Annotated in this window: 22 protein-coding genes and 3 tRNA genes; 3 read left to right on the forward strand and 22 right to left on the reverse strand. The window is 65.4% G+C overall.

What is annotated here, in order from left to right:
- Positions 1-123 precede the first annotated feature (123 nt).
- The 4 genes from J8I35_RS26805 to gltX form a co-directional block, all read right to left on the reverse strand.
- Positions 124-200, reverse strand: a tRNA-Asp gene (locus tag J8I35_RS26805).
- A gap of 78 nt (positions 201-278) precedes the next feature.
- Positions 279-354, reverse strand: a tRNA-Glu gene (locus tag J8I35_RS26810).
- A gap of 138 nt (positions 355-492) precedes the next feature.
- Positions 493-568 (reverse strand) — tRNA-Ala (locus J8I35_RS26815).
- A gap of 127 nt (positions 569-695) precedes the next feature.
- Positions 696-2,105 (reverse strand): glutamate--tRNA ligase, encoded by a 1,410-nt coding sequence (gltX, locus tag J8I35_RS26820; protein WP_050012936.1) that lies wholly within the window; start codon positions 2,103-2,105, stop codon positions 696-698.
- 273 nt (positions 2,106-2,378) lie between these two features.
- On the opposite strand from gltX, the gene J8I35_RS26825 reads away from it, so the two are divergent.
- The gene (locus J8I35_RS26825) at positions 2,379-3,296 is read left to right on the forward strand and encodes a patatin-like phospholipase family protein (protein WP_050012937.1); all 918 of its coding nucleotides are present in this window, start codon (positions 2,379-2,381) and stop codon (positions 3,294-3,296) included.
- 170 nt (positions 3,297-3,466) lie between these two features.
- On the opposite strand, the gene J8I35_RS26830 is transcribed toward J8I35_RS26825, so the two are convergent.
- The 9 genes from J8I35_RS26830 to J8I35_RS26870 form a co-directional block, all read right to left on the reverse strand.
- A complete protein-coding gene (locus J8I35_RS26830; RefSeq protein WP_124594005.1) occupies positions 3,467-4,141 on the reverse strand; it encodes a C40 family peptidase in 675 nt (224 codons plus the stop codon).
- Positions 4,142-4,269: 128 nt separating this feature from the next.
- Positions 4,270-5,892, reverse strand: a complete 1,623-nt coding sequence (locus J8I35_RS26835; protein ID WP_209927795.1) for a dipeptide ABC transporter ATP-binding protein — start codon at positions 5,890-5,892, stop codon at positions 4,270-4,272.
- A complete protein-coding gene (locus J8I35_RS26840) occupies positions 5,889-6,986 on the reverse strand; it encodes an ABC transporter permease (protein ID WP_050012940.1) in 1,098 nt (365 codons plus the stop codon). The genes J8I35_RS26835 and J8I35_RS26840 overlap by 4 nt, the downstream gene beginning before the upstream one ends.
- Before the next feature lie 48 nt (positions 6,987-7,034).
- Positions 7,035-8,078 carry an ABC transporter permease subunit gene (locus J8I35_RS26845; RefSeq protein WP_050012941.1) on the reverse strand — a complete coding sequence of 348 codons (1,044 nt, stop codon included), beginning with the start codon at positions 8,076-8,078 and terminating at the stop codon, positions 7,035-7,037.
- A gap of 50 nt (positions 8,079-8,128) precedes the next feature.
- Positions 8,129-10,003 carry an extracellular solute-binding protein gene (locus J8I35_RS26850; protein ID WP_209927798.1) on the reverse strand — a complete coding sequence of 625 codons (1,875 nt, stop codon included), beginning with the start codon at positions 10,001-10,003 and terminating at the stop codon, positions 8,129-8,131.
- Between the two features lie 140 nt (positions 10,004-10,143).
- Positions 10,144-10,500: a hypothetical protein gene (locus tag J8I35_RS26855; protein ID WP_050012943.1), complete on the reverse strand. Its 357-nt coding sequence runs from the start codon at positions 10,498-10,500 to the stop codon at positions 10,144-10,146.
- A 164-nt stretch (positions 10,501-10,664) separates the two neighbouring features.
- Positions 10,665-11,339 carry a winged helix-turn-helix domain-containing protein gene (locus J8I35_RS26860; RefSeq protein WP_050012944.1) on the reverse strand — a complete coding sequence of 225 codons (675 nt, stop codon included), beginning with the start codon at positions 11,337-11,339 and terminating at the stop codon, positions 10,665-10,667.
- A 16-nt stretch (positions 11,340-11,355) separates the two neighbouring features.
- Positions 11,356-12,747: a HAMP domain-containing sensor histidine kinase gene (locus tag J8I35_RS26865; protein ID WP_050012945.1), complete on the reverse strand. Its 1,392-nt coding sequence runs from the start codon at positions 12,745-12,747 to the stop codon at positions 11,356-11,358.
- An 11-nt stretch (positions 12,748-12,758) separates the two neighbouring features.
- Entirely contained in the window at positions 12,759-13,433 is a 675-nt protein-coding gene (locus J8I35_RS26870; RefSeq protein ID WP_050013034.1) for a response regulator transcription factor, read from the reverse strand.
- A 218-nt stretch (positions 13,434-13,651) separates the two neighbouring features.
- Here J8I35_RS26870 and J8I35_RS26875 point away from each other — a divergent pair, with 218 nt between their 5' ends.
- Positions 13,652-13,951, forward strand: a complete 300-nt coding sequence (locus J8I35_RS26875; RefSeq protein ID WP_124556742.1) for a DUF4148 domain-containing protein — start codon at positions 13,652-13,654, stop codon at positions 13,949-13,951.
- Between the two features lie 108 nt (positions 13,952-14,059).
- On the opposite strand, the gene cyoD is transcribed toward J8I35_RS26875, so the two are convergent.
- The 7 genes from cyoD to J8I35_RS26910 all read right to left on the reverse strand — a co-directional run bounded on the left by cyoD (position 14,060) and on the right by J8I35_RS26910 (position 22,077).
- A complete protein-coding gene (gene cyoD / locus J8I35_RS26880) occupies positions 14,060-14,392 on the reverse strand; it encodes a cytochrome o ubiquinol oxidase subunit IV (RefSeq protein ID WP_009692722.1) in 333 nt (110 codons plus the stop codon).
- Entirely contained in the window at positions 14,393-15,001 is a 609-nt protein-coding gene (gene cyoC / locus J8I35_RS26885) for a cytochrome o ubiquinol oxidase subunit III (RefSeq protein WP_209927800.1), read from the reverse strand.
- A complete protein-coding gene (gene cyoB, locus J8I35_RS26890) occupies positions 15,001-17,004 on the reverse strand; it encodes a cytochrome o ubiquinol oxidase subunit I (RefSeq protein ID WP_050012948.1) in 2,004 nt (667 codons plus the stop codon). The genes cyoC and cyoB overlap by 1 nt, the downstream gene beginning before the upstream one ends.
- A 3-nt stretch (positions 17,005-17,007) precedes the next feature.
- Positions 17,008-17,895: a ubiquinol oxidase subunit II gene (gene cyoA, locus J8I35_RS26895; RefSeq protein WP_050012949.1), complete on the reverse strand. Its 888-nt coding sequence runs from the start codon at positions 17,893-17,895 to the stop codon at positions 17,008-17,010.
- Between the two features lie 284 nt (positions 17,896-18,179).
- On the reverse strand, positions 18,180-19,709 hold the full coding sequence (locus J8I35_RS26900) for an NADH-quinone oxidoreductase subunit M (RefSeq protein WP_050012950.1): 1,530 nt from the start codon (positions 19,707-19,709) through the stop codon (positions 18,180-18,182).
- A 465-nt stretch (positions 19,710-20,174) separates the two neighbouring features.
- Positions 20,175-20,771: a LysE family translocator gene (locus J8I35_RS26905; RefSeq protein ID WP_260429649.1), complete on the reverse strand. Its 597-nt coding sequence runs from the start codon at positions 20,769-20,771 to the stop codon at positions 20,175-20,177.
- A 46-nt stretch (positions 20,772-20,817) separates the two neighbouring features.
- Positions 20,818-22,077: an NAD(P)/FAD-dependent oxidoreductase gene (locus tag J8I35_RS26910; protein WP_209927832.1), complete on the reverse strand. Its 1,260-nt coding sequence runs from the start codon at positions 22,075-22,077 to the stop codon at positions 20,818-20,820.
- Positions 22,078-22,185: 108 nt separating this feature from the next.
- Here J8I35_RS26910 and J8I35_RS26915 point away from each other — a divergent pair, with 108 nt between their 5' ends.
- Positions 22,186-22,905, forward strand: coding sequence for a class I SAM-dependent methyltransferase (locus J8I35_RS26915; protein ID WP_050012952.1), 720 nt, complete (start codon positions 22,186-22,188; stop codon positions 22,903-22,905).
- A gap of 48 nt (positions 22,906-22,953) precedes the next feature.
- Here the strand turns inward: J8I35_RS26915 and J8I35_RS26920 are convergent, their stop codons facing one another.
- Both J8I35_RS26920 and J8I35_RS26925 read right to left on the reverse strand, forming a co-directional pair.
- Positions 22,954-23,376: an excinuclease ABC subunit A gene (locus tag J8I35_RS26920; RefSeq protein WP_175977344.1), complete on the reverse strand. Its 423-nt coding sequence runs from the start codon at positions 23,374-23,376 to the stop codon at positions 22,954-22,956.
- Between the two features lie 23 nt (positions 23,377-23,399).
- Complete coding sequence (locus tag J8I35_RS26925; RefSeq protein WP_089488579.1) at positions 23,400-23,822, reverse strand: signal peptidase; 423 nt, start codon at positions 23,820-23,822, stop codon at positions 23,400-23,402.
- Positions 23,823-23,854 lie beyond the last annotated feature (32 nt).

Consider the following 23,854-nt stretch of genomic DNA (forward strand, 5'->3'; position numbering starts at 1 on the left):
ATTCGAACCCCTGTACTCACCGTGAAAGGGTGATGTCCTAGGCCTCTAGACGAAGGGGACAACGTACTGCTTACATCTTTAATACAAAAGCCCGCTCAAAAACGTCTTGAACGGGCTTCGTTCTGGCGGAGCGGACGGGACTCGAACCCGCGACCCCCGGCGTGACAGGCCGGTATTCTAACCGACTGAACTACCGCTCCAGCTTTCTTACCCAACCTGCAGGACGTCGGTTACGTTCCTGCAAGCCTTGCGACGCTTCCATGAAACGCCGCTGAATCTGGCGTCCCCTAGGGGATTCGAACCCCTGTACTCACCGTGAAAGGGTGATGTCCTAGGCCTCTAGACGAAGGGGACAAAATCTTTTCAGATTTGTCTGACTTTCGCGATTTACTTTACAGTCAACAGCGAAGGCCGAAATTCTAACTGCTTTGAATCATTTTGTGAAGCATTTATTACTACCGCTGCTTCGCAAATCAATCCAGCTTGTTCTGTTGGTGGAGGTAAGCGGGATCGAACCGCTGACCTCTTGCATGCCATGCAAGCGCTCTCCCAGCTGAGCTATACCCCCTTGCAGAACAGAAATGAGATTATATGGACCGATTTCGAACTTGTAAATACCCTTTTTACGATTCGCGCGAAATTTTTTGCGAAGCCGCCGCGCGCTCATGCGCGGCGGCTTCGCGCTCGCCCATACGTCAGCCCAGCGCGGCCTCGATGCGCGACACCACGACGTCGCGACCGAACAGCACGAGCACCGCATCGATCGACGGCGTGTGCGTCGTGCCCGCCACCAGCAGACGCACCGGCATCGCGAGCTGCGGCATCTTCAGCTTGTGCGTGGCGAGCGTCGCCTTCAACGCCGCGGACACTGCCTCCTTCGTCCAGTCGGCCGCCTTCAGCGCGACGACGAGATCGGCCAGCGCCGGCCGCACCGCATCGGTCACGTGCTGCGCGAGCGCATCGGCGTCGGGCGCCGGCACACGGTAGAACATCGTCGCGCCTTCCGCGATCTCCTTGACCGTCGTCGCACGATCCTTCATCAGGCCGACCACCGCGTCGAGCGCGGGGCCCGTCGCGATCGCCGCGTCGTCGATGCCGAGCGCATCGAGGAACGGCTTCGCGAGCGCCGCGAGGCGCGCGTTGTCGGCTTCCTTGATGTAATGCGCGTTCAGCCAGCTCAGCTTGCTGTGGTCGTACTGCGCGGGCGACTTGCCGAGGTGCTCGAGATCGAACCATTCGACGAACTGTTCGCGCGAGAAGATCTCGGCGTCGCCGTGCGACCAGCCGAGGCGCGCGAGATAGTTGACGACGGCCTCCGGCAGGAAGCCTGCGTCGCGGTACGCCATCACGCTCATCGCGCCATGCCGCTTGCTCATCTTCTCGCCCTGCTCGTTCAGCACGGTCGGCAGGTGCGCATAGACGGGCGGCTCGCCGCCGAGTGCGTTCAGGATGTTGATCTGGCGCGGCGTGTTGTTCACGTGGTCGTCGCCGCGGATCACGTGCGTGATGCCCATGTCCATGTCGTCCACCACCACGCAGAAGTTGTAGATCGGCGTGCCGTCCGGGCGCGCGATCACGAGGTCGTCGAGTTCCTCGTTCGAGATCTCGACACGCCCCTTCACCGCGTCGTCCCACACGACCGTGCCCGTCAGCGGATTGCGGAAGCGCAGGACCGGCTTCACGCCGGCCGGCGGCTCCGGCAGCACCTTGCCGGGCTCCGGACGCCACGTGCCGTCGTAGCGCGGCTTCAGGCCGGCTTCGCGCTGGCGTTCGCGCAGCGCGTCGAGTTCCTCGGCCGACATGTAGCACGGATACGCGAGGCCCTTCTCGAGCATCTGCGCGAGCACTTCGCGATAGCGGTCCATCCGCTGCATCTGGTAGATCGGGCCTTCGTCGAAATCCAGCCCGAGCCATTGCATCCCTTCGAGGATCGCATCGACCGCTTCCTGCGACGAGCGCTCGACGTCGGTATCCTCGATGCGCAGCACGAACGTGCCTTTCATCTTGCGGGCGAACGCCCACGGATAGAGTGCGGAGCGGATGTTGCCGAGGTGGATGAAGCCGGTGGGACTCGGCGCGAAGCGGGTACGGACAGGACGGGTCATAAACGGTAACTCGAACGCCTGGGGCGCATGAATGATTCGACGCGGGACGACGGCAGCCCGGACAGCAACGGAGCCGGCGACGCCCGGAACGGGAAAGAAGCCGGAATTATACTCGCGCCGGACATCGCGCCAAGCGCGCCGCTTGCTTTATGATGTGCGCGCCGCGGCCGCCAGCCGGTGCGGCGCCGGCCGCGCGGAACCCGCTGCGCGGCCTCGGAAACCCTCGCCGCCGCGGGCCGTGTGACCCGCCGCCAAGCCGCCGGAGAACCATCGATGTCGTCCCCTCGCCTGTCGCGCCGCCACTTCACGATCGCGTGCGCGTCCGCCAGCCTCGCCGCCTGTACGTCCTTCGGCGACAAGTCCCGCCCCGGCACGGCCCTGCCGCAGGAGAAGCCCGTCAAGATCGGTATCGCGCTCGGCGGCGGCGCCGCGCGCGGCTTCTCGCACATCGGCGTGCTGAAGGCGCTCGAGGCGCGCGGCATTCCGATCGAGATCGTCGCCGGGACGAGCGCGGGCTCGGTGGTCGGCGCACTCTACGCGTCGGGCATGAACGCGCTGCAAATCAACAAGATCGCCCTCGACATGGACCAGGCGGCGATCAGCGACTGGGCGCTGCCGTTCCGCTCGCGCGGCCTGCTGCAAGGCGTCGCGCTGCAGAACTTCCTGAACAAGACGCTCAACAACCGGCCGATCGAGAAGATGGCGAAGCCGCTCGGCATCGTCGCGACGGACCTGCAAAGCGGCCAGCCGATCCTGTTCCAGCAAGGCAACGCGGGGCTCGCGGTGCGCGCGTCGTGCAGCGTGCCGTCGGTGTTCGAGCCGGTGAAGATCGGCACGCGCGAATATGTCGACGGCGGCCTCGTGAGCCCTGTGCCGGCGTCGTTTGCGCGCAAGATGGGCGCGAGCTTTGTGATCGCGGTCGACATCTCGGCCCGCCCCGACGGCGCAGCGACCAACAACCCGATCGAGATGCTGCTGCAGACCTTCACGATCATGGGCCAGACGATCAAGACCTACGAGCTCGACAAGTACGCGGACGTCGTGATTCGCCCGAACCTCGCGGCGATGGGCGGCAGCGACTTCAACCAGCGCAACGCGGCGATCCTCGCAGGCGAGGAAGCGGTCGCGCGCATCATGCCGGAACTGCAGCGCAAGCTCGCGGCGGCGCGCGGCGTGGCCGTGGCCGCGTAAGCCGCCCAAGCCACGATGAGCGGGAGGCCGCGGCACGCGCCGCCTGCCGCCCGTGGCCGACGCAACGACTTCCGCCCCGCCGTCGACGCCGCCCCAAAAGCAAAAAACCCTGCCGCCTTTCGGTGACAGGGTTTTTTATTTTATCGTCCGGCCCGCGCGACCGGCAAACGTCAGTTGCTGCCGTTCGCCGAATCGTCGCCGAGCGTCGCGCGCACGCGCTGACGCAGGTCTTCGGGCTTCATCGGGAATTCCGATTCGATCCGGCGCGCGCCGGTGAAACGCTTTTCCCAGTAGCCGCTGTCGAGATCGTCGACACGGACCGTGCTGCCCGTCGACGGCGAATGCACGAACTTGTTGTCGCCGATATAGATGCCGACGTGCGAGAACGTGCGGCGCATCGTGTTGAAGAACACGAGATCGCCCGGCTTCAGGTTGCTCATGCTCACCTTCTCGCCGACGCGGCTCATTTCTTCCGCGCGACGCGGCAGCGACATGCCGAGCGTGTCCTGGAACACGTAGCGCACGAAGCCGCTGCAGTCGAGGCCCGAATCCGGCGAGTTGCCGCCCCAGCGATACCGCACGCCGATCATGTTCAGCGCGCCGACCACCACGTCGCCTGCCTTGCCCGCCATGCCGGCAAGGAACGACTTCGCGCCGCCGCTCGACGGCTGCGCGCTGGTCTGCTGGAGAGAGGAACCCGACCCGATCTGAGTCGAATTGCTGACATTCTGGTTAAAACTGCTGACTTCGTCGGCGAACGCGCCGGGTGCTGCTGCGAACAGGGCGCCGATGAACAGCCCGGCGATGGTGCGCGCGCATGCCTGGGTCAGGGATCGATGCTGCATTGGTCGATGGAATATGCTTAAAAATCAGCTGATTGGCGGAAAATTTCGGTCGATACTAGCCAGCGCGTAATCGTTTGTCAAAACAAATTAATAAATACAATCGAGATGGTCAGACCATTGGCCGCCTATCACGCTTTCCAGACCGCTTTCAACAGCTTTTGTGTGTAAGGATGTGACGGTCGGGTGAAGATGTCGGACACCTCCCCCGACTCGACGACGGCGCCGTCCTGCATCACCGCCACGCGGTGCGCCATCGCGCCGATCACCTCCAGGTCGTGGCTGATGAACACGTAGCCGAGGTTGTATTTCTGTTGCAAATTCGCGAGCAGCTTCAGCACCTGCTGCTGGATCGACACGTCGAGCGCCGACGTGGGCTCGTCGAGGATCAGGATGCGCGGCTCCAGCACCAGCGCGCGCGCGATCGCGATCCGCTGGCGCTGGCCGCCCGAGAATTCGTGCGGATAGCGGTGCAGCACCGTGCGGTCGAGGCCGACTTCGCGCAGCACCGCGAGCGACTTCGCGCGGCGCGCGTCGGGCGTCATGTCCGGGCGATGCAGCTCGAGCCCCTCGCCGACGATCCGCTCGATCGTGTGACGCGGCGAAAGCGAGCTGAATGGGTCCTGAAAGACCACCTGCATGTTCGAGCGCAGCGCGGTCTGTTCGCGGCCGCGATAGGTCGACAGCGCACGCCCCTGGAATTCGATCTCGCCGCCGGCCGTCTTCTGCAGCCCGAGCAGCGCCATCGCGAGCGTCGACTTCCCCGATCCCGATTCGCCGACGATGCCGAGCGTTTCGCCCTGCCGCACCGACACCGACACGTCGGCCACGGCCGTCACCGGCACCGTGCCGAACCAGCCGGCGAAGCCCGGCCGCTTGCGCGCGAACTGCACGCTCACGTGGCGCGCGTCGAGCACGACGGGCGCGATCGGCATCACCGGCGTGACCGCGCGTTGCGGCCGGCTGTTCAGCAGCCGCTGCGTATACGGATGCTCGGGCGACGCGAAGATCCGCTCGACGGGCCCGCTCTCGACGAGCCGGCCATGCTCCATCACCGCGACGCGCTGCGCGAAGTGCCGCACGAGATTCAGGTCGTGCGTGATCAGCAGGATCGCCATCCCGCGCTTTTCCGCCTCCTCGCGCTGCAGCTCGAGCAGCAGGTCGACGATCTGCGCGCGGATCGTCACGTCGAGCGCGGTGGTCGGCTCGTCGGCGAGCAGCAGGCGCGGCCGGCACGCGAGCGCCATCGCGATCATCGCGCGCTGCCGCTGGCCGCCCGACAACTGGTGCGGGTAGCTGTCGACGCGCTTCTCGGGCTGAGCGATGCCGGTGCGCGCGAGCAACGCGATCGCCCGCTTGCGCGCCTCGACGGCCGATACGCCGTCGTGCAGCACGATCGTCTCGCCGATCTGCACGCCGATCGTATACAGCGGATTGAGCGCCGTCATCGGCTCCTGGAAGATCATCGCGATGTCCGAGCCGCGCAGCCCGCGCATCTCGCGCTCGCTCTTGGCCGCCAGATCCTGCCCGGCAAAACGGATCGCGCCGGTGACATCGGCGTCGCGCAGCAACCGCAGGATCGACAGCGCGGTCACGCTCTTGCCGGACCCCGATTCGCCGACGAGCGCGACCCGCTCGCCGCGCCGGATCGCGAGCGTCACGTCGTCCACCGCGACCGTGTCGCCGAAGCGCACGTGCAGATGCTCGAGCGACAGCAGCGGTTCGTCGGCCTTCGATACGACTGCGTCGCTCATCGCTGCCCTCCCGCCGCGCGCACCGAATCGGCGATCCGCGTGTCGAGCGCGTTGCGCAGCGCATCGCCCATGAAGGTCAGCAGCAGCAGCGTCGCGACCAGCACGCCGAACGTCGACAGCGAGATCCACCACGCGTCGAGGTTGCCCTTGCCCTGCGCGAGCAGCTCGCCGAGGCTCGGCGTCGGCGGCGGCACGCCGAGCCCGAGGAAATCGAGGCTGGTGAGCGCGAGAATCGAGCCGCTCATCCGGAACGGCAGGAACGTGATCACCGGCGTGAGGCTGTTGGGCAGCACGTGGCGCCAGATGATCTGCCAGTTCGTGAGTCCCATCGCGCGGGCCGCGCGCACGTAGTCCTGCGTGCGGTTGCGCAGGAACTCGGCGCGCACGTAGTCGGCAAGCCCGATCCAGCCGAACAGCGACAGCAGCACGATCAGCAGCAGGAAGCTCGGCTCGAAGATCGACGCGAAGATGATCAGCAGGTACAGCTCGGGCAGCGAGCTCCAGATCTCGATCAGCCGCTGCCCGACGATGTCGATGCGGCCGCCGAAGAAGCCTTGCACCGCGCCCGCGGCGATCCCGAGCAGCGTGCCGATCACGGTCAGGATCAGCCCGAACTCGACCGAGATGCGGAACCCGTACACGAGCCGCGCGAGCAGGTCGCGGCCCTGCGCATCGGTGCCGAGCCAGTTCTCGCGCGACGGCGGCGCCGGGTTCGGCACGTTCGAGAAGTAGTTCAGCGTGTCGTAGTAATAGCGGTTCGGCGGATAGACGACGAAGTTGCCGGGCGCCTCGAGTCGCTTGCGCACATACGGATCGAGATAGTCGGCCGGCGTCGGGAAATCGCCGCCGAAGGTCGTCTCCGGGTACGCATGGAACATCGGGAAATAGGTCTGGCCGTCGTAGCGCACGACGAGGGGCTTGTCGTTCGACCACAGCGGCGCCGCGAGGCTCGCGGCAAACGCGACGACGAAGATCACGAAGCTCCAGTAGCCGAGGCGCTGCTGCCGGAAGCGCTGCCACACGCGGCGGGCCGGCGACGGCGACACGCGCGCGCGCGCGGCGTCGATGCGGGGGGATGCGACGGCCCGGTTCATCGCGCGCCTCGCCCGCTGGCGCCGGGCATGCGAATGGCTCGTTTCATGTCAGCGCTCCAGGTTGTCGAATTGAATGCGCGGATCGACCCACACATAGCAAAGATCGGAAATCAGCTTGGTCGCGAGCCCGATCAGCGTGAACAGGTACAGCGTGCCGAGCACGACCGGGTAATCGCGCCGCACGACCGACTCGTACGACAGCAGCCCGAGGCCGTCGAGCGAGAACAGCGTCTCGATCAGCAGGCTGCCGGTGAAGAACGCGCCGATGAACGCGGCCGGGAAGCCGACGATCAGCGGCAGCATCGCATTGCGGAACACGTGCTTCCACAGCACGCTGCGCTCGGAGAGCCCCTTCGCGCGCGCGGTCAGCACGTATTGCCGGCGGATCTGGTCGAGGAACGCATTCTTCGTGAGCATCGTGATGACCGCGAAGCTGCCGACGACCGACGCGGTGATCGGCAGCGCGATGTGCCACAGATAGTCGAGCACCTTGCCGACGAGCGACAGCTGCGCGAAGTTGTCCGACGTGAGGCCGCGCAGCGGAAAGAGCTGCCAGAACGAGCCGCCGCCGAACAGCACGAGCAGCAGCACGCCGAGCACGAAGCCCGGAATCGCATAGCCGACCAGCACGACGAGGCTCGTCGCGACGTCGAACGGCGAACCGTTGCGCACGGCCTTCGCGATGCCGAGCGGCACCGAGATCAGGTACGTGAGGAAGAACGTCCACAGCCCGATGCTGATCGACACGGGCAGCTTCTGCACGACCAGCGACCACACGCTCTGGTGGCGAAAGTAGCTTTCGCCGAGATCGAAGCGCGCGAAGCGCTTGAGCATCAGCCAGTAGCGTTCGAGCGGCGGCTTGTCGAAACCGTACAGCGCCTTGAGCTGCGCGAGCTGCTGCGCGTCGACGCCGGTGTGCGCGCGCATCCCGAACGGCGTCGCGCCCTGCTCGGTCGCGCCCTTGCGCAACTCCTGCACGGCCTGCTCGACCGGGCCGCCCGGCACGAACTGGATCACCGCGAACGTGAGCGTCAGCACGCCGACGAGCGTCGGGATCATCAACAGCAGGCGTTTGAGGATGTAGCTCCACATAGGGCGTCGACTCGTGATCGGTGGCGGGTTGGATGAAGGGCCGGCGCGGGTCAGTGATCGGGCTTCGCCCACCAGGTCGACACGACCCAGCCCTCGGCCGAATAGTACAGCGGCAGCGTCTGCGGATAGGCGAGCGTGTGCCGGTACGCGATGCGGTGCGTCGTGCTGTACCACTGCGGCACCGCGTAGTAGCCGTGCATCAGCACGCGGTCGAGCGCGTGCGTCGCGTCGAGCAATTCCTCGCGCGTCTGCGCGGTGCCGAGCGCGTGCAGCAACGCGTCGACGGCCGGCGATTTCAATCCGATGAAGTTGTCGGAGCCCGGCTCGTCGGCGAACTTGCTCGCGTACCGCGAGTATTGCTCGGCGCCGGGCACCTGCACGCCCGGCAGGCGGATCGTCGTCATGTCGTAGTCGAACGCATCGAGGCGCTTTTGCAGCAGCGCGTAATCGGCCGTGCGAAACCGCACGGCGATGCCGAGCTTCGCGAGGTTGCGCTGGTACGCGGTCACGACGCCTTCCATCGCGCCACCCGCATCGTCGAGGATCTCGAAAGCGAACGGCTCGCCCTTCGCATTGCGCAGCGCGCCGTCGCGATAGGTCCAGCCGGCCTGTGCGAGCAGCGCGCGCGCCTTCAACAGGTTCGCGCGCAGCGAGCCCGGCGGATTCGTGTTCGGCTGCGTGACCATCGGGCCGAACACGGCCGGATCGAGCTGCGCACGCAGCGGCTCCAGCAGCTTCAGCTCGCCCTCGCCCGGCGTACCGGTCGCCTGCAGGTCGGTGTCGGCGAAATAACTGTTCAGGCGCGTGTACGCGCTGTAGAACAGCTGGCGGTTCAGCCATTCGAAGTCGAACGCGAGGTCGAGCGCCTGACGCACGCGCACGTCGCGGAACAACGGCCGGCGCAGGTTCATGAAGAAGCCCTGCATGCCGGCGCCGTTGTGCTGCCGGAACTCGCGCTTGATCAACTCGCCGCTGTCGAAACGCTTGCCGACGTCGCGTCGCGCCCAGTTGCGCGCGACGTACTCGACGAGCACGTCGTATTCGCCGGCCTTGAACGCCTCGAGCCGCGCGACGCCGTCGCCGTACAGCTTGTAGACGATCCGCTCGAAGTTGTGGGTGCCGACTCGCACCGGCAGGTCGGCGCCCCAGTACGCGGGGCTGCGCCGGTAGGTGATCGTGCGGCCGTTGTCGTAATGGTCGATCACGTACGGGCCGCTGCCGATCGGCTGCTCGAACGCGAGCTGGTCGAACGGGATGCGGGAGCCGTCCGCGCGCAATCCCCACTTGCGCGAGAACACCGGCACGCCGCCGGCGATCAGCGGCAACTCGCGGTTCGCGCTGTGGAATTCGAAGCGCACGGTCGCCGGATCGACGACCACGGCCTTCGTGATTTCGGCGAAGTACGCGCCGAACTGCGGTGCGGCCTGCTTGCTCTTCAGCGTGTCGAACGAAAACTTGACGTCGTCCGCCGTGACGCGATCGCCGTTCGAGAAGCGCGCGCGCGGATTCAGGTGGAACGTGACCGAGCGGCGGTCCGGCGCGACGTCGATGTCGTCGGCGAGCAATCCGTACGCGGACGCCGGCTCGTCCAGGCTGCCGGTCGCGAGGCTCTCGAACAGCATGTCGATGCCCGGCGCGGTGTTGCCGCGCATCGTGAACGGATTGAACTTGTCGAACGACGTCAGCCGGCTCGGGTTCGCGAGCACGAGCGTGCCGCCCTTCGGCGCGTCGGGGTTCACGTAGTCGAAATGCTTGAAGCCCGGCGGATACTTCGGCTCGCCGTACTGCGCAATCGCGTAGGCCGCGTGCGCGGCGGGCGCGGCCAGCGCCGCGTGCAGCGCCAGCACCGCGGCCACGCGGCCGGCGGCCCGCAGTGCACCGCGGCAGGCGCGCGCGGCGGCGGCCCGGGGCGAACCCTTCGTCATAGAGGCCCTGTCGTCGAATGAGGGTAGTAACGTGGAGCGATTCTACCCATTCAATCCGTCGAGCCAAAAGAAAACCGCCACGCGGGCGGTTTCCTCACGAGCCGTTGTCGCGCGCGCGGCACGCACGCGCGACCGGTCGATCAGCGCCAGCCGTTGTGGCGGCCGTGATCCCAGTGACCGCGATCGCCGCCCCAGCCGCGACCATGGTGGCGATACCATTCGTCGCGGCCCCAGTAGCGGCGGCCGTCCCAGTAGCGGTCGCCGTGCCAGCCGATCACGATCGCCGGCGCCGGCCCGTACACGGGCGCCGGTGCGTAGACGGGCGCCGGCTGGTAGACGACCGGCGGAGGCGGCGGCGCATACACGGGCGCGGGCGCGACGTAGACCGGTGCCGGCACGCCGACGTTGATCCCGACATTGACTCCCGCCATTGCTGCGCCCGACACGAGCAAGGCCGTCATACCGGTCACGAGCGAGGCAACACGCAAAGTCTTCATGGATTCCTCTTCTGGTTGTGTCATGTGTGATTCGACTATAGCGGCAAGCGCCCGCCCCGCATATTTCAAGTTTGTAAGAACTGATGCGCCGCATCGCAACGGGAAGCCCGCGCTAACGTCTTGTAACAATCGGCGCCCGGCGCCCCCCTTTCCGGAAACGTCCTTCAACCTGCGCCGCGGCCCGCGTCGAACCGGAAGCCGAATCGCGCCACCGTTTCGATCCGCGCGGAAAACGCATGCGCGGCCAGCTTGCGCCGCAACCGTACGACCAGCGCATTGACCGTTTCGGGTTCGATGTCCGCATCGCCCCACGCATAACGCAGCACGGCGTCGCGCCCGACCGGCCGCCCCGCTTCGCGCAGCAGGCATTCGACCACGCGAAATTCCCGGGCGCTGAGCGCGAGCCGCCGGCCCCGCTCGTCGAGCGCGCGCGTCGCCGTGTCGAGCCGGATCGATTCCCGCATCGCGATGACGCCCGTGCGGCGCCACAGTGCGCGCAGCCGCTCGTGCAATTCGACGAACGAGCACGGATGGGCCAGGCACACGTCGCAGCCCGCGTTCAGCATCCGTGCACGCTCGGCGGACGTGGTGCCGGCGACGATCGCGGCAATCGTCGCGCTGCCGGCCGACGCGGCAAGCGGCGGGAATCCGTCGAGAAGCGTCGGCACGGAAGCGCCATCGGTCGCGAGGATCACGATCGCGTCGAACCGGTCCTGCGTCGCCGCGAAACAGCCGTCGCGCCATTCGTCGACGCGTTCGACGCCGTGCATGCTTTCCCGAAACGCCTTGTCGAGCCGCGACGCATCAGGCGTCGGCGGCGCAATCAGCAGGATGCGCATCGATCGGCCCCCTCCGTCACGCGAGCGAACGCGGCCAGCATTCGACCGTGATCGCCGCACCGGCCGGCTGCGCATCGCCGATCCGCAGCACGAAACCGTGCACGCGCATCACCGCCGACACGATGCTCAACCCGAGCCCCGAGCCGTTCACGTGGCGCGTGCGCTCGCCGCGATAGAAGCGCTCGAGCACCGCATTGCGCTCGCCGGGCGGGATGCCGGGCCCGGTGTCCTCGAACCGGACGAGCGGACCATGCGACGTCGTCTGGAGCGCGACGCGCACGCGGCCGCCGGGCGGCGTGAATTTGATCGCGTTGTCCGCGAGATTGCTGAACGCCTCGAACAGCAACGCACGGTCGCCATGAATGCCGTCGACCGCGGCCGCATCGAGCTCCAACGACACGTCGACCGCCTCGGCCAGCGGCTCGTAAAGTTCGCACACGTCGCGCAGCAACGCCGCGACGTCGACCGCGGCAAACCCGCCGCGCCGGCTCAGCGTGCCGATCTCGGAGATGCGCAGCATCGCGCGAAAACGTTCGAGCAGCCGGTCGGTTTCGTCGCGCGCCGACGCCAGCAGCGCAGCCGACGCGGGATCGTGTGCGCAGAACGGCTGGTCGGCGAGCCGCGCCAGCATCGTATGCACGCGTGCGAGCGGCGTGCGCAAGTCGTGCGCGATCCCGTCGCAGGTATGGCGCACCTCGCCCATCAGCCGCTCGACTTCGTCCAACATATGGTTCACGAGATGCGCGAGCAGGTCGAGTTCGTCATAGCCGCCGACCGGCAGCCGCTTGCCGAGATCGCCCTCGGCGATCTGCCGCGTGACGCGCCGGATCTCGGCGACGCGGCGCATCTGCCGCATGCCGAGCATGCTGCCGCCCGCGACGCCCGCGATCAGGATCATCACGCCGCCGATCACGAGCCCGCGAATCGCGACGTCGCGGATCTGGATGAAATGCGACAGGTCGCGCGCGACGACCAGCGTCATCCCGTCGTCGCGGCGCACGGCCATCGCGCGCGTGATCGGCGACGATTGACCGTCGAGCGGCGCGAGCGTGCGGTTCAGCGTCCGGCCGTGGCGATCGGTACGCAGCACGGGCGGCGTCGCGATGTCGCCAGCCACGCGGCGCCCGCTCGCGTCGAACAGCCCGTAGAAATTCGTATGCATGTGCTCGTGCTCGAGCCGCCGATGGATCGCGAGCGGCAGCTCGGCGTCGGGAATCGAATCGAAATAGATCAGTTGCCACGCAAGCACCTCGTCGGTGTCGCGGGCCATCGTGTGCGTCGCGGCCACGCTGATCACGCCCGCGAGCAGCAGCAGCGACACCGAGAAGATCGCCGCGTAAGCACACAGCCAGCGAAACGTCGTCGTATGCCAGCGGCGCGTGAAGTTCGCCGCGCGGGCTGCGTCCATCCGTGCCTCCATCAAGCGAGCATGTAGCCCGATCCGCGCACCGTCTGGATCATCGGGTTCGCGCCAGGCGGATCGATCTTCTTGCGCAGCCGCCCCATGTGAACGTCGATCAGGTTGGTGCCGGGATCGAAGTGATAGCCCCACACGGCCTCGAACAGCATCGTGCGCGTGATCGTCTGGCCCGCGTTGCGCATCATGAATTCGAGCACGCGGAACTCGGTCGGCAGCAGCGGAATCTCGTCGGCGCCGCGGCGCGCACAGCGCGAAATGAGGTCCAGCTCGAGCGCGCCGACCTTCAGCAGCGTCTGCTGCGGCACGCCCGATGCCTGCCGGCGGCGCAGCAGCACTTCGATACGCGCGCTCAGTTCGCCGGAATCGAACGGCTTCGTCAGGTAATCGTCGCCGCCCGCGCGCAGACCGCGAATGCGTTCGTCGACATCGCCGAGCGCGCTCAGCATCAGCACCGGCGTATCGATGCCGACCGTGCGCATCGCGGTCACGATCGCGAGACCGTCCGCCCCCGGCAGCATCCGGTCGAGCGTGATCGCGTCGTACGATGCGCTCATTGCGCGCATCATCCCTTCTCGGCCGTTGTCGATCCAGTCGACCTCGAAGCCGCGTGCGGTCAGCTCGCCGACGATTTCGTTCGCGGTCACCGCATCGTCCTCGACCGTCAGTACTCGCATGGTTGCCCTCGCAATGAACGTCAAGACGGGCGCGCACGATGCGCCCGCCGCTATCGTAAGCGCCGCGATCGCCGCGCGGCGCCAGATGAAAATAGCTTCATCCTGCGTCGCGGCACGCGCCTGTGAAACATGTTTCATCCGTGCGTCGGCCGCGCTGCGGCCGGGGCCGCCTACGCTGACGTCATGCGGCATCGGGCCGCGAAACCAGGAGCTACCGGATGAAACTGTCGACCACAGTCGCCTGCATGCTGCTCGCATGCGCGAGCACCGCCGCATTCGCGGGGCCACACCTCACCCCGCAGGAATGCAATGCGTACCCGTTCGTGCACACGGGCCGCGACGTCACGCGGGCGGACCTCGTGCGCGAGCTGACCGAACTCGAACAGGTCGGCTACGATCCCGCCCATGCGAGCCCGTACTACCCCGACGACCTCGACGGTGCGAAGCATCGGCTCGCCGCCGAGTACCGCGCGGACTGCACGCATGCGCTGACGGCCGATGCCGGCGTGCGGCACTGACCGCCCTGCCCCGCGCGACGCAGCAGCGGGAAAAAACGAAAAGGCGGCACGTGCCGCCTTTTCTTCATGAACGCGCATGGAGGTGAACCCGATGCGCCGCGCCGCCGCTCAACGCGACATCATGTTCATGCTCACGTTGTGCATCACCCACAGCGTGCCGACGATCAGGATCGCGGCAGTCAGCACCGTATAGCTGAACGCCATCACGTTCCAGCGCTGGCCCGACGAGCCGTTCATGTGCAGGAAGTACACGAGGTGCACGACGATCTGCACGAACGCGAGCACGGCCAGCGCGACCAGCGACGCGTGCGGCGACAGCACGCCGCCCATCACGAGGCCGAACGACGCGGCCGTGAGCAGCACCGACAGGATGAAACCGGCGACGTAGCCGCCGACACTGCCGTGCCCTTCTTCGAGTTGAGACGAATGCGAATGGGCCATTTAGATCACGCTCGCGAGATAGACAAAGGAAAACACGCAGATCCACACGATGTCGAGGAAGTGCCAGAAGAGGCTCAGGCACGTCAGGCGTCGCAGGTCGCGATCGGTCAGGTCGCCGCCGCGCAACACGATCTGCGCGGCCAGCACGATCATCCACAACAGGCCGGCCGTCACGTGCAGCCCGTGCGTGCCGACCAGCGTGAAGAACGCCGACAGGAACGCGCTGCGCTGCGGGCCGGCGCCTTCCGCGATCAGGTGCGAGAACTCGCGCAGTTCCATCGCGAGAAACGCCGCGCCGAGCACGAACGTCACTGTGAGCCACGCGAGCAGCGCACCGCGCCGCTGCTTGTACGCCGCGAGCATCGCGAAACCGTACGTGATGCTCGACAGCAGCAGCGCGGCGGTTTCCACCGCGACGCCCGGAATGTCGAACAGCTCTTTCGCCGTCTGCCCGCCCGCGTACTGGTGGCCGAGCACCGCGAACGTCGCGAACAGCGCCGCGAAGATCACGCAGTCGGTCATCAGGTACAGCCAGAACCCGAACACCGAATGCGACGGCGGATGGTCGTCGTGCTCGAGCAGGGTTGCGCTCAAGGTTTTCTGCAACATCAGTTGGCCTCCAGTTCCACGTCGTCGACGCGCGCCGGGCGCTTCGTCGGCTGCTTGTCTTCGGTCTTGCGCACCGTCGACGCAGGGATGTAATAGCCGTCGTTATCGCGCGAGCTGTAGATCACGAGCGTCGCGATGATCCCGACGAGCCCGCCGATCGCCATCCACCAGATGTGCCACACCAGCGCGAAGCCGAGCACCAGGCTGAAGATCGCGATCACGAGGCCCGCACAGGTATTCGACGGCATGTGGATGTCGCGGATCACGGCCGGGTTCGGCCGGCCTTCGCCGCGCGCCTTCATGTCCGCATACGCGTCGAGCGTGCGCACCTGCGGAATCACCGCGAAGTTGTAGTCGGCCGGCGGCGACGACGTCGCCCACTCCAGCGTGCGGCCGCCCCACGGGTCGCCCGTCGTGTCGCGGTACTCCGGCAGATGGCGGTTGCGGATGCTGACCACCAGTTGCAGCAGCTGGCACGCGATGCCGATCGCGATCAGCACGGCGCCGAACGCGGCGACCAGCAGCCACGGATGCCAGGCCGGGTTGTCGTAATGGTTCAGGCGGCGCGTCATGCCCATGAAGCCGAGCACGTAGAGCGGCACGAACGCGACGTAGAAGCCGACCTGCCAGAACCAGAATGCCGCCTTGCCGAGCTTCTCGTTCAGCTTGAAGCCGAACGCTTTCGGAAACCAGTAGTTGAAGCCAGCGAGATAACCGAACAGCACGCCGCCGATGATCACGTTGTGGAAGTGCGCGATCAGGAACAGGCTGTTGTGCAGCACGAAGTCCGCGCCCGGGATCGCCATCATCACGCCGGTCATGCCGCCGAGCGTGAACGTGACCATGAAGCCGATCGTCCACAGCACGGGCGTCGTGAACTGGATCCGGCCGCGATACATCGTGAACAGCCAGTTGAACACCTTCACGCCGGTCGGAATCGCGATGATCATCGTCATGATCCCGAAGAACGCGTTCACGTTCGCGCCCGAGCCCATCGTGAAAAAGTGATGCAGCCACACGAGGAACGACAGCACCATGATCGCGCAGGTCGCGTACACCATCGTCTTGTAGCCGAACAGCGGCTTCTTCGCGAACGTCGCGATGACTTCCGAGAAGATCCCGAACGCCGGCAGGATCAGGATGTACACCTCCGGATGGCCCCACGCCCAGATCAGGTTCAGGTACAGCATCGCGTTGCCGCCGGCGTCGTTCGTGAAGAAGTGCATGCCGAGGTAACGGTCGAGGCCGAGCAGCGCGAGCGTCGCGGTCAGGATCGGGAACGACGCCATGATCAGCACGTTCGTGCAGAGCGCCGTCCACGTGAACACCGGCATCTTCAACAGCGTCATGCCGGGCGCGCGCATCTTGATGATCGTCACGAAGAAGTTCACGCCGGTCAGCAGCGTGCCGACACCGGAGATCTGCAGCGCCCACAGGTAGTAGTCGACCCCTACCCCCGGACTGAACTGCAGCTCCGACAGCGGCGGGTACGCGAGCCAGCCCGTCTGCGCGAATTCGCCGATCACGAGCGACAGGTTGATCAGGATCGCGCTGACCGCCGTCATCCAGAACGACAGCGAGTTGATGAACGGGAACGCGACGTCGCGCGCGCCGATCTGCAGCGGCACGATCAGGTTCATCAGGCCGACCATGAACACCATCGCCATGAAGAAGATCATGATCACGCCGTGCGCGGTGAAGATCTGGTCATAGTGGTGCGGCGGCAGGTAGCCGGGCGCGTTGTACGCGAGCGCGAGCTGCATGCGCATCATGATCGCGTCGGCGAAGCCGCGCAGCAGCATGATCAGCGCGACGATGATGTACATCACGCCGAGTCTCTTGTGGTCGACCGTGGTCAGCCATTCCGTCCACAGCCATTTCCAGCGGCCGGTGATCGTCAGCGCGGCGAGAATGCCCAGCACGACCAGCCCCATGAAGGCGCCGGCCCCCATGATGATGGGCTGATCGAACGGGATCGCCGAAAGTGTGAGTTTGCCGAACATGCGTTACCCCTTCGTGCCGCAGGCGGCGTCCTTCAGGTCGAGGACGTGGCCATCGTTGTATTTCGCGATGATGTTGTGGAAGAGCCGCGGATCGACCGACGAGAAGTAGCGCACCGGCGCCTTTTCGCTCGGCTGCGCGACGCTGCCGTATACGGTCGCGTCGAGCCGGTCCGGCGACGCCTTCACCTTCTGCACCCACGCATCGAACTGCTCGCGCGGCTCGGCGAGCGTGCGGAACTTCATGTCGGAGAACCCGCGGCCGCTGAAGTTGGCGGACGTGCCCGCGTAATTGCCGGGCTCGTCGGCGATCAGGTGCAGGCGCGTCTGCATGCCGGCCATCGCGTAGACCTGGCCGCCGAGCTGCGGGATGAAGAACGAATTCATCACCGAATCCGACGTGATGCGGAAGTTCACCGGCGTGCCGACCGGAATCGCGAGCTGGTTCACCGACGCGATGCCGAATTCCGGATAGATGAACAGCCACTTCCAGTCGAGCGCGACCACCTCGACGTCGATCGGCTTCACCGCCGATTCGAGCGGCTTGTACGGATCGAGTTCGTGCGTGGTCTTCCACGTGAGCACGCCGAGGAACAGGATGATCAGCGTCGGCACCGTCCAGATCACGACCTCGATCGCGGTCGAGTGCGACCAGTTCGGCGCGTAGGCGGCGTTGCGATTCGACGCGCGGTAACGCCACGCGAACCATAACGTCAGCAGGATCACCGGCACGACGACGATCAGCATCGCCCACGTGGACGTCGCGATCAGCGCCTTTTCGGCCGCCCCCACGCTTCCTTTCGGATTTAGTACATCTAAATTACAACCTGACAGGCTCAATGCCGCGCCCATCGAAAGCAGCGCCGACCAGCCTCTTGATGCTCTTCTTTTCATCACACAGCCCGAGGGTCATTGAATCCGTTTGCGTATGCCCGATGCGCATTCGATTCACGAAATTGGCCGAATCATACGTCGCGCGAGTGCGATGAAAAACCGGTGCATGCGGCAAATCATCATTGCAAAATCTGCCGTGAGTCACATTGTCGCGGGGCAATTTCACGCAGCCGGAAGCGCGCCCGGCACTTGCCGTGCCGGGCCGCGGATCGATGTGTGCGCAACGATGCGCGCCGCGCGATGCGGCGGGCTTGCGCGGCGTGGTGCGGCTCGGTGTGCCGCGCTCAGTCGTGCGTCGATGCCATGTACGACGGCAGCGCCGGCGCGGGGCCATCCCCCGCCGGCACCTTCGAATGGCTCGCTTCCTGGATCAGCTTGCCGACGGTCGGATCGATCGCATCGGTGAACGGCTTCGGATCGATGCCGACCGCCAGCACGATCAGCGCGAGCGACGCGAACATCACGATCTCGCGACGGTTCAGGTCGGCGAGCTTCGCGATCCGCTGGCTCGCGACCTTGCCGAACACCACGCGTTTGAGCATCCACAGCGTGTACGACGCGCTGAGGATCAGCGTGAGCGCCGCGATCGCGCCGATCCAGAAGTTGAAGCGGATCGCGCCCATGATCACCATGAACTCGCCGACGAACCCCGACGTGCCCGGCAGCCCGACGTTGGCCATCGCGAACAGCAGCGTGAAGGTCGCGAAGCGCGGCATCACGCCCGCCACGCCGCCGTATGCGGCGATCTCGCGCTGCCGCGTGCGATCCACGAGCACGTTCACGCACAACAGCATCGCGCCCGCCACGAAGCCGTACGACACGAGCTGCACGATCGCGCCTTCGACGCCGATCCGGTTGAACAGGAACAGCCCGAGCGTGACGATGCCCATGTGCGCGACCGTCGAATACGCGAGCAGCTTGCCGAGATCGGTCTGCGCGAGCGCGATCAGGCTCGCGTAGACGATCGCGAACAGCGACAGCGCGATCACGGCCGGCGCGAAGAAGTGGCTCGCGTCGGGCGTGATCGGCAACGCGAAGCGCAGGAACCCGTAGCCGCCGAGCTTGAGCATCGCGAGCATCAGCGCGGCGCCCGTCGGGCCGTCCGTGTACACGTCGCTCAGCCACGTGTGGACCGGCCACATCGGCACCTTGACCGCGAACGCGGCGAAGAAACCGAGGAACACCAGCAACTGCGGCGCGAAGCCGAGCTGCAGCGTGCGCCACACGGCCATGTCGAACGTATGCGACTGCGCGTACAGGTACAGCATCGCCATCAGCAGCAACAGCGAGCCGGCGAACGAGATGAAGAAGAACTTCACGGCCGCATACACGCGGCGCTCGCGCCCCCACGTGCCGATCAGCAGGTACAGCGGGATCAGCGTCGCCTCGAAGAAGATGAAGAACAGCAGCCCGTCCTGCGCGACGAACACGCCGACCATCAGCCCCGACAGGATCAGGAACGACGCGTAGTACTGCGCGACGCGCACGGTGACCGATTCCCACGATGCCACCACTACCACCAGCGTCGTGAACGCGGTCAGCACGACGAGCCACAGCGACGCGCCGTCGATGCCGACCCGCCATCCGGCATTGAATGCCGCGAGCCAGTCGCGTCTTTCGACGAACTGCATCGCCGCCGAATGCGCGTCGAAACCGGCAATCAGCGGAACGACGGCCGCCAGCCCGGCAATCGAGCCGACCAGCGCAATCAGTCGTATTCGGCGGAAATGCTGGTCGGAACCGGCGCGCAGCAGGCCCGCGCCGAACAGTATCGGAACCCAGATGGCCAGGCTCAGAAAGGGGAAATCATGCATGTCAACAACGCCTTGAGGAGGTCGCGCCTTGCATCGGGGACAGGCGCGACGAAAGGAACGAAATCAAATCGACAGGTAGATTTCGTGAATCGCCAATGTTGGCTAAATGTAAAGCAGCATCACCGGAAAACTTGATGCCGCTCAAACGCGATCGGGTTAACCAGCATAAGGCGATTGATTATTTTCTGCAGCGCAGCAGAGCATTGTTTTTCGCCTTCGGCGTAGGTCAATGATTTATATGCGTAATTTTTTGTATTGACCGATGCGGCGCGCGCCAGGAATAGACGCAGCGCCGCATTTTTGATACCAACCGGTCGTTTCGAAGGGCCGGAACGACCGGATTGACGGCTCGCGGTGGGGAGATCGTGCAGGGTCGACTGCCTTACACACGTCCTTTCATTTTTATTTCACAGGGGTCGCGTGATCTTTTCCTCGACAGGAATCAATCGCACGACCATAGAAAGCTCATTTCACGACCGAATACAGCAGAGACCCCGAAAACAGAACCAGCAGCACCGACGCCGAACGAAATAGCGCCGTGATATGACGCGGCCCGGATGCCAGTATCCTCGTCACGCGCCCGAGGCTCGCCCAACCCGCTCCAATGGGCACGAGGACCAGCAGAAACGCACCGAACGCGACGGCCCCGTTACCGACGTTCTGAAACGCCTGGAGTGGAAACGCCGTACTTGCAAGCAGAAAAGCCTTCGGATTCAATAGCGTGGCGACGACGACATCGTGCCACGTCACCGGCTTCGAACGCCGATCCTCTTCCAGAGTGCCCCGTGCCCACATTTTTGCCGCCAGCAGCAGCAGATACGACGCGCATGCCAACTTGATCACGCTCAAGATTTGAGGATGCGCCACGGCGAACGCCAGCAGCGAAACGCCCCAAGCCGAGATAGCGATGACGTAGCCTGCGCCTTCGGCGAGCAGGAGCGGGAGGGTTCGCGTCAGACCAACGCTTATTCCGGACGAAAAAAGTAACGTGTTGGTCGGTCCCGGAACGATCAATACCAGGGCCGAGTAAAGGCATATCGTAATGAGTTGATGCGTATCCACTGCAATCTCGATCGAAGGGGTGAGCCAATGTATTCGGCTTCGCGCGCTACGAGGCGATGTCGGTCCCGCCTATCGAACTGCACAACTGCGCAAGAATATCGAGACCCCGCGCCGGCTCCCGTACAAACGGATTCGTCTGGTCCCACGCATAACCCGCCAGAATCGAGCAGACCATGCGTTTCACGTCGGAGGCCTTGTCTTCGTGAAACACGATGTCTTGCAGCGCGCCCGAGTACCAGCGTTCGACGAAGGCGCGGAAGGTGTCGATGCCCTTGCGCAGCGCGATGTCGTAATCACGTGCCCAGTCGACCGACTCGCCACGCAACTGCCGTTCGAGTGCGGCGACCGCCAGTTGAGCCGAGCGCATCGCGATCGTCACGCCCGACGAAAAGATCGGATCGAGGAATTCGCCCGCGTTGCCGAGCAGCGCATAGCCGGGGCCGTGCAGGGTCTCGACGTTCGACGCATAACCCGAGATGCGGCGCACGGGCATCACGAACGGCTTGCTGCCGACCAGTCGCGACAATGTCGGCTCGCTTTGCAGCAATTCGCGCAACAACGATTCCTGTCGCGCGTCCGGCACGTCGAGAAACCCGGCATCGGCCACGCAGCCGACCGACGAGCGCCCGTTCGTCAGCGGGATCATCCAGAACCACACGTCGCGTCGCTCCGGATGAACGGCGATGCAGATCTTGTCGCGATCGGTCGACCCGGCCGGCAGGCTGTCCTCGACGTGCGAAAAGAGGGCCGCTCGCGTCGGCAGGCCGGTCGGCGCGTCGAGGCCGAGCAGTCGCGGCAACACGCGGCCGAACCCGCTCGCATCGAGTACGAACGACGGCTGAACGGAATAGTCGTGCCCGGCTTCGTCGACGATGTCGAGCCGCGGCTTGTCGCCCGGCTGGAAGGCGCGCACCGTATGGCCGAATCGCACGTCCGCGCCCTGTTCGGCCGCACAACGGATCAGCAGATCGTCGAAGGCCGCGCGCTCGACCTGATAGGCCGTCCCCCAGCCCGCGGAAAACTTCTCGCGAAAATCGAACGACGACATCCTGTCGCGATAGACGAAGTACGCGCCGTTCTTGAACTGGAAGCCGGCCTCGACGACCGCCTGCAGCATGCCCGCCTCCTCGAGATACTGCATGCTCTGGGGCAACAGGCTTTCTCCGATCGAAAAGCGCGGAAAATGCTGACGCTCGAGCACCAGCACCGAACGGCCGGCCTTGCGCAGCAGCGCGGCCGCGACGGCACCGGAAGGCCCTGCCCCGATGATCGCGACGTCGATGGAATTCGATTTCATTTCACTCATGCTTGCCAATTCAGTCCGATTGATTGGGTATCTTATGTTTCTGACGCCACGATCCGGCGTTGCCAACTACAATAGGCGCTCAACAAATCCAAGATCGATGAGAGACCCATGACGTCCTCCCGCACGCACGCGCCCGCCTATGTTCCCGAAACCCGGTTCGGCATCTGGTTTCTTCGCACGCATACGTGGGAACATCACGTGCTCAAGGTTGCGATCGACGATCTGAAGCGGCTCATCGCGGCGCCGCTGCCGTCGGCCCCCGTCCTCCTCGACGCAGGATGCGGCCAGGGCAAGTCGTTTCGCCTGCTGAGCGAAGCGTTCGCACCCGCCAGGATCATCGGTATCGATTGCCACGACGACTCGCTCGCGCATGCGTCGGAAGCGGCGCATCGCTGCGCCACGCCCGTCGAACTGCGGCATGCCGACTGCACGCAGATTCCGCTTGCCGATGCGAGCGTCGACATCGTGTTCTGCCATCAGACCTTTCACCATCTCGTCGATCAGGACCATGCGCTGGCCGAGTTTCGCCGCGTGCTGAAACCCGGCGGACTGCTGCTGTTCGCCGAATCGACCGACGCGTACATCAAGTCGTGGGTGATCCGGCTGCTGTTCCGCCACCCGATGGAGGTTCAGAAAAGCGCCGACGGCTACCTTGCCATGCTACGCGACGCCGGGTTCGGTTTCGACACCCGCAACGTGTCGTTCCCCTATCTGTGGTGGAGCCGCGCGAAAGACTTCGGACTCCTCGAGCGCATCGGCCTGTACGCACCGAAACCCGGCAAGCGCCGCGAAACGCTCGTCAACGTCGCCGCGCGCAAGCCTGCCTGAGCCAGCAAGGCCGCCGTTCGGCGGCCCCCTGCTACCGGCCCGTGCCGGTTAGGGCTTCAACGTCACGACCTCGCCCGTCAGCGCCGCGCCGGCAACCACCGCGCCGGCACCGCACGTGTACTCGCTCGGGCTGGAGCGCGACACGTTGCGGTAATTGCTCTTGATGCCGACCACCGCATTGCCGCCCTCCTTGCGCGCGCGCGCCTGAAGCTCGATCACGGCCGACAGGAATACATGCTGACACGCCGCCTCGTCGCTCTTGCCGAACGCGTTGGTCTTCTTGTTGGTCGCGAACGTCCCGTACGACTTCATCACGCGCGGATGCGGCTGATCGCCGAAATAGAGCGCGACGCCGTCGTCGAGCTTGCCTTCCTCGCTCTTCAACGCGCTGTCGATCGGATAGTCGCGGATCGTATCCCGTGCGTAGGCGGCCGAAGCCGCGAACGTCGCGCCGATCAATGCCAGTGCCATGCGATATTTCACGTGTGCCCCCGTCATTGAGCGTTCAACTGCACGACGTCGCCCGACACGGCAATCGCGCCCGCACTGCCGCTCACGCCACACGTATATTCGGTCGTCGAATTCGAGCTTTTTTCATGGAAGCGCGTCGTCACGTTGATGACCGCATTCCCGCCGTGATGCTTCGCATAGATGCGAAGACGGTTCAGCGCTTCCGCCAGCGCTTGCTCGCACGTCGGCTGCTCGCTTTCGACCCGGCGCACGCGCACCGATTCCGAACGCGGACCGATGCTGGTCTTGACCTCCGGATGCGGCTGCGCACCGAAATAAATCGCGACGCCGCTCGTGTCCGGTGCCGTTGCCGCCGCCGGCAGAGGCAGCGAACGCACCACGGTGCCGCACCCGGTCAGCAACGATGTCGCGACCAACATGCCGGCCAGATGTCGTGTGTGCTTCATTGTTATCGTCCTCTCAGCTCAGTAAGTTCACT

This window comes from Burkholderia sp. CpTa8-5 (assembly GCF_017815045.1).
Taxonomy (GTDB): Bacteria; Pseudomonadota; Gammaproteobacteria; order Burkholderiales; family Burkholderiaceae; genus Burkholderia; species Burkholderia sola.

Bases quoted from the DNA above. Each gene is read 5' to 3' on its own strand.
- J8I35_RS26900 (WP_050012950.1), bottom strand. From the start codon at position 19,709: ATGCATGATTTCCCCTTTCTGAGCCTGGCCATCTGGGTTCCGATACTG.
- J8I35_RS26850 (WP_209927798.1), bottom strand. From the start codon at position 10,003: ATGACGAAGGGTTCGCCCCGGGCCGCCGCCGCGCGCGCCTGCCGCGGT.
- J8I35_RS26830 (WP_124594005.1), bottom strand. From the start codon at position 4,141: ATGCAGCATCGATCCCTGACCCAGGCATGCGCGCGCACCATCGCCGGG.
- cyoC (WP_209927800.1), bottom strand. From the start codon at position 15,001: ATGTTGCAGAAAACCTTGAGCGCAACCCTGCTCGAGCACGACGACCAT.
- J8I35_RS26920 (WP_175977344.1), bottom strand. From the start codon at position 23,376: ATGGCACTGGCATTGATCGGCGCGACGTTCGCGGCTTCGGCCGCCTAC.
- J8I35_RS26875 (WP_124556742.1), top strand. From the start codon at position 13,652: ATGAAACTGTCGACCACAGTCGCCTGCATGCTGCTCGCATGCGCGAGC.
- J8I35_RS26865 (WP_050012945.1), bottom strand. From the start codon at position 12,747: ATGGACGCAGCCCGCGCGGCGAACTTCACGCGCCGCTGGCATACGACG.
- cyoD (WP_009692722.1), bottom strand. From the start codon at position 14,392: ATGGCCCATTCGCATTCGTCTCAACTCGAAGAAGGGCACGGCAGTGTC.
- J8I35_RS26860 (WP_050012944.1), bottom strand. From the start codon at position 11,339: ATGCGCATCCTGCTGATTGCGCCGCCGACGCCTGATGCGTCGCGGCTC.
- J8I35_RS26915 (WP_050012952.1), top strand. From the start codon at position 22,186: ATGACGTCCTCCCGCACGCACGCGCCCGCCTATGTTCCCGAAACCCGG.
- J8I35_RS26870 (WP_050013034.1), bottom strand. From the start codon at position 13,433: ATGCGAGTACTGACGGTCGAGGACGATGCGGTGACCGCGAACGAAATC.
- J8I35_RS26910 (WP_209927832.1), bottom strand. From the start codon at position 22,077: ATGAGTGAAATGAAATCGAATTCCATCGACGTCGCGATCATCGGGGCA.
- J8I35_RS26845 (WP_050012941.1), bottom strand. From the start codon at position 8,078: ATGTGGAGCTACATCCTCAAACGCCTGCTGTTGATGATCCCGACGCTC.
- J8I35_RS26855 (WP_050012943.1), bottom strand. From the start codon at position 10,500: ATGAAGACTTTGCGTGTTGCCTCGCTCGTGACCGGTATGACGGCCTTG.
- J8I35_RS26925 (WP_089488579.1), bottom strand. From the start codon at position 23,822: ATGAAGCACACACGACATCTGGCCGGCATGTTGGTCGCGACATCGTTG.
- cyoA (WP_050012949.1), bottom strand. From the start codon at position 17,895: ATGAAAAGAAGAGCATCAAGAGGCTGGTCGGCGCTGCTTTCGATGGGC.
- gltX (WP_050012936.1), bottom strand. From the start codon at position 2,105: ATGACCCGTCCTGTCCGTACCCGCTTCGCGCCGAGTCCCACCGGCTTC.
- cyoB (WP_050012948.1), bottom strand. From the start codon at position 17,004: ATGTTCGGCAAACTCACACTTTCGGCGATCCCGTTCGATCAGCCCATC.
- J8I35_RS26840 (WP_050012940.1), bottom strand. From the start codon at position 6,986: ATGAACCGGGCCGTCGCATCCCCCCGCATCGACGCCGCGCGCGCGCGC.
- J8I35_RS26835 (WP_209927795.1), bottom strand. From the start codon at position 5,892: ATGAGCGACGCAGTCGTATCGAAGGCCGACGAACCGCTGCTGTCGCTC.
- J8I35_RS26825 (WP_050012937.1), top strand. From the start codon at position 2,379: ATGTCGTCCCCTCGCCTGTCGCGCCGCCACTTCACGATCGCGTGCGCG.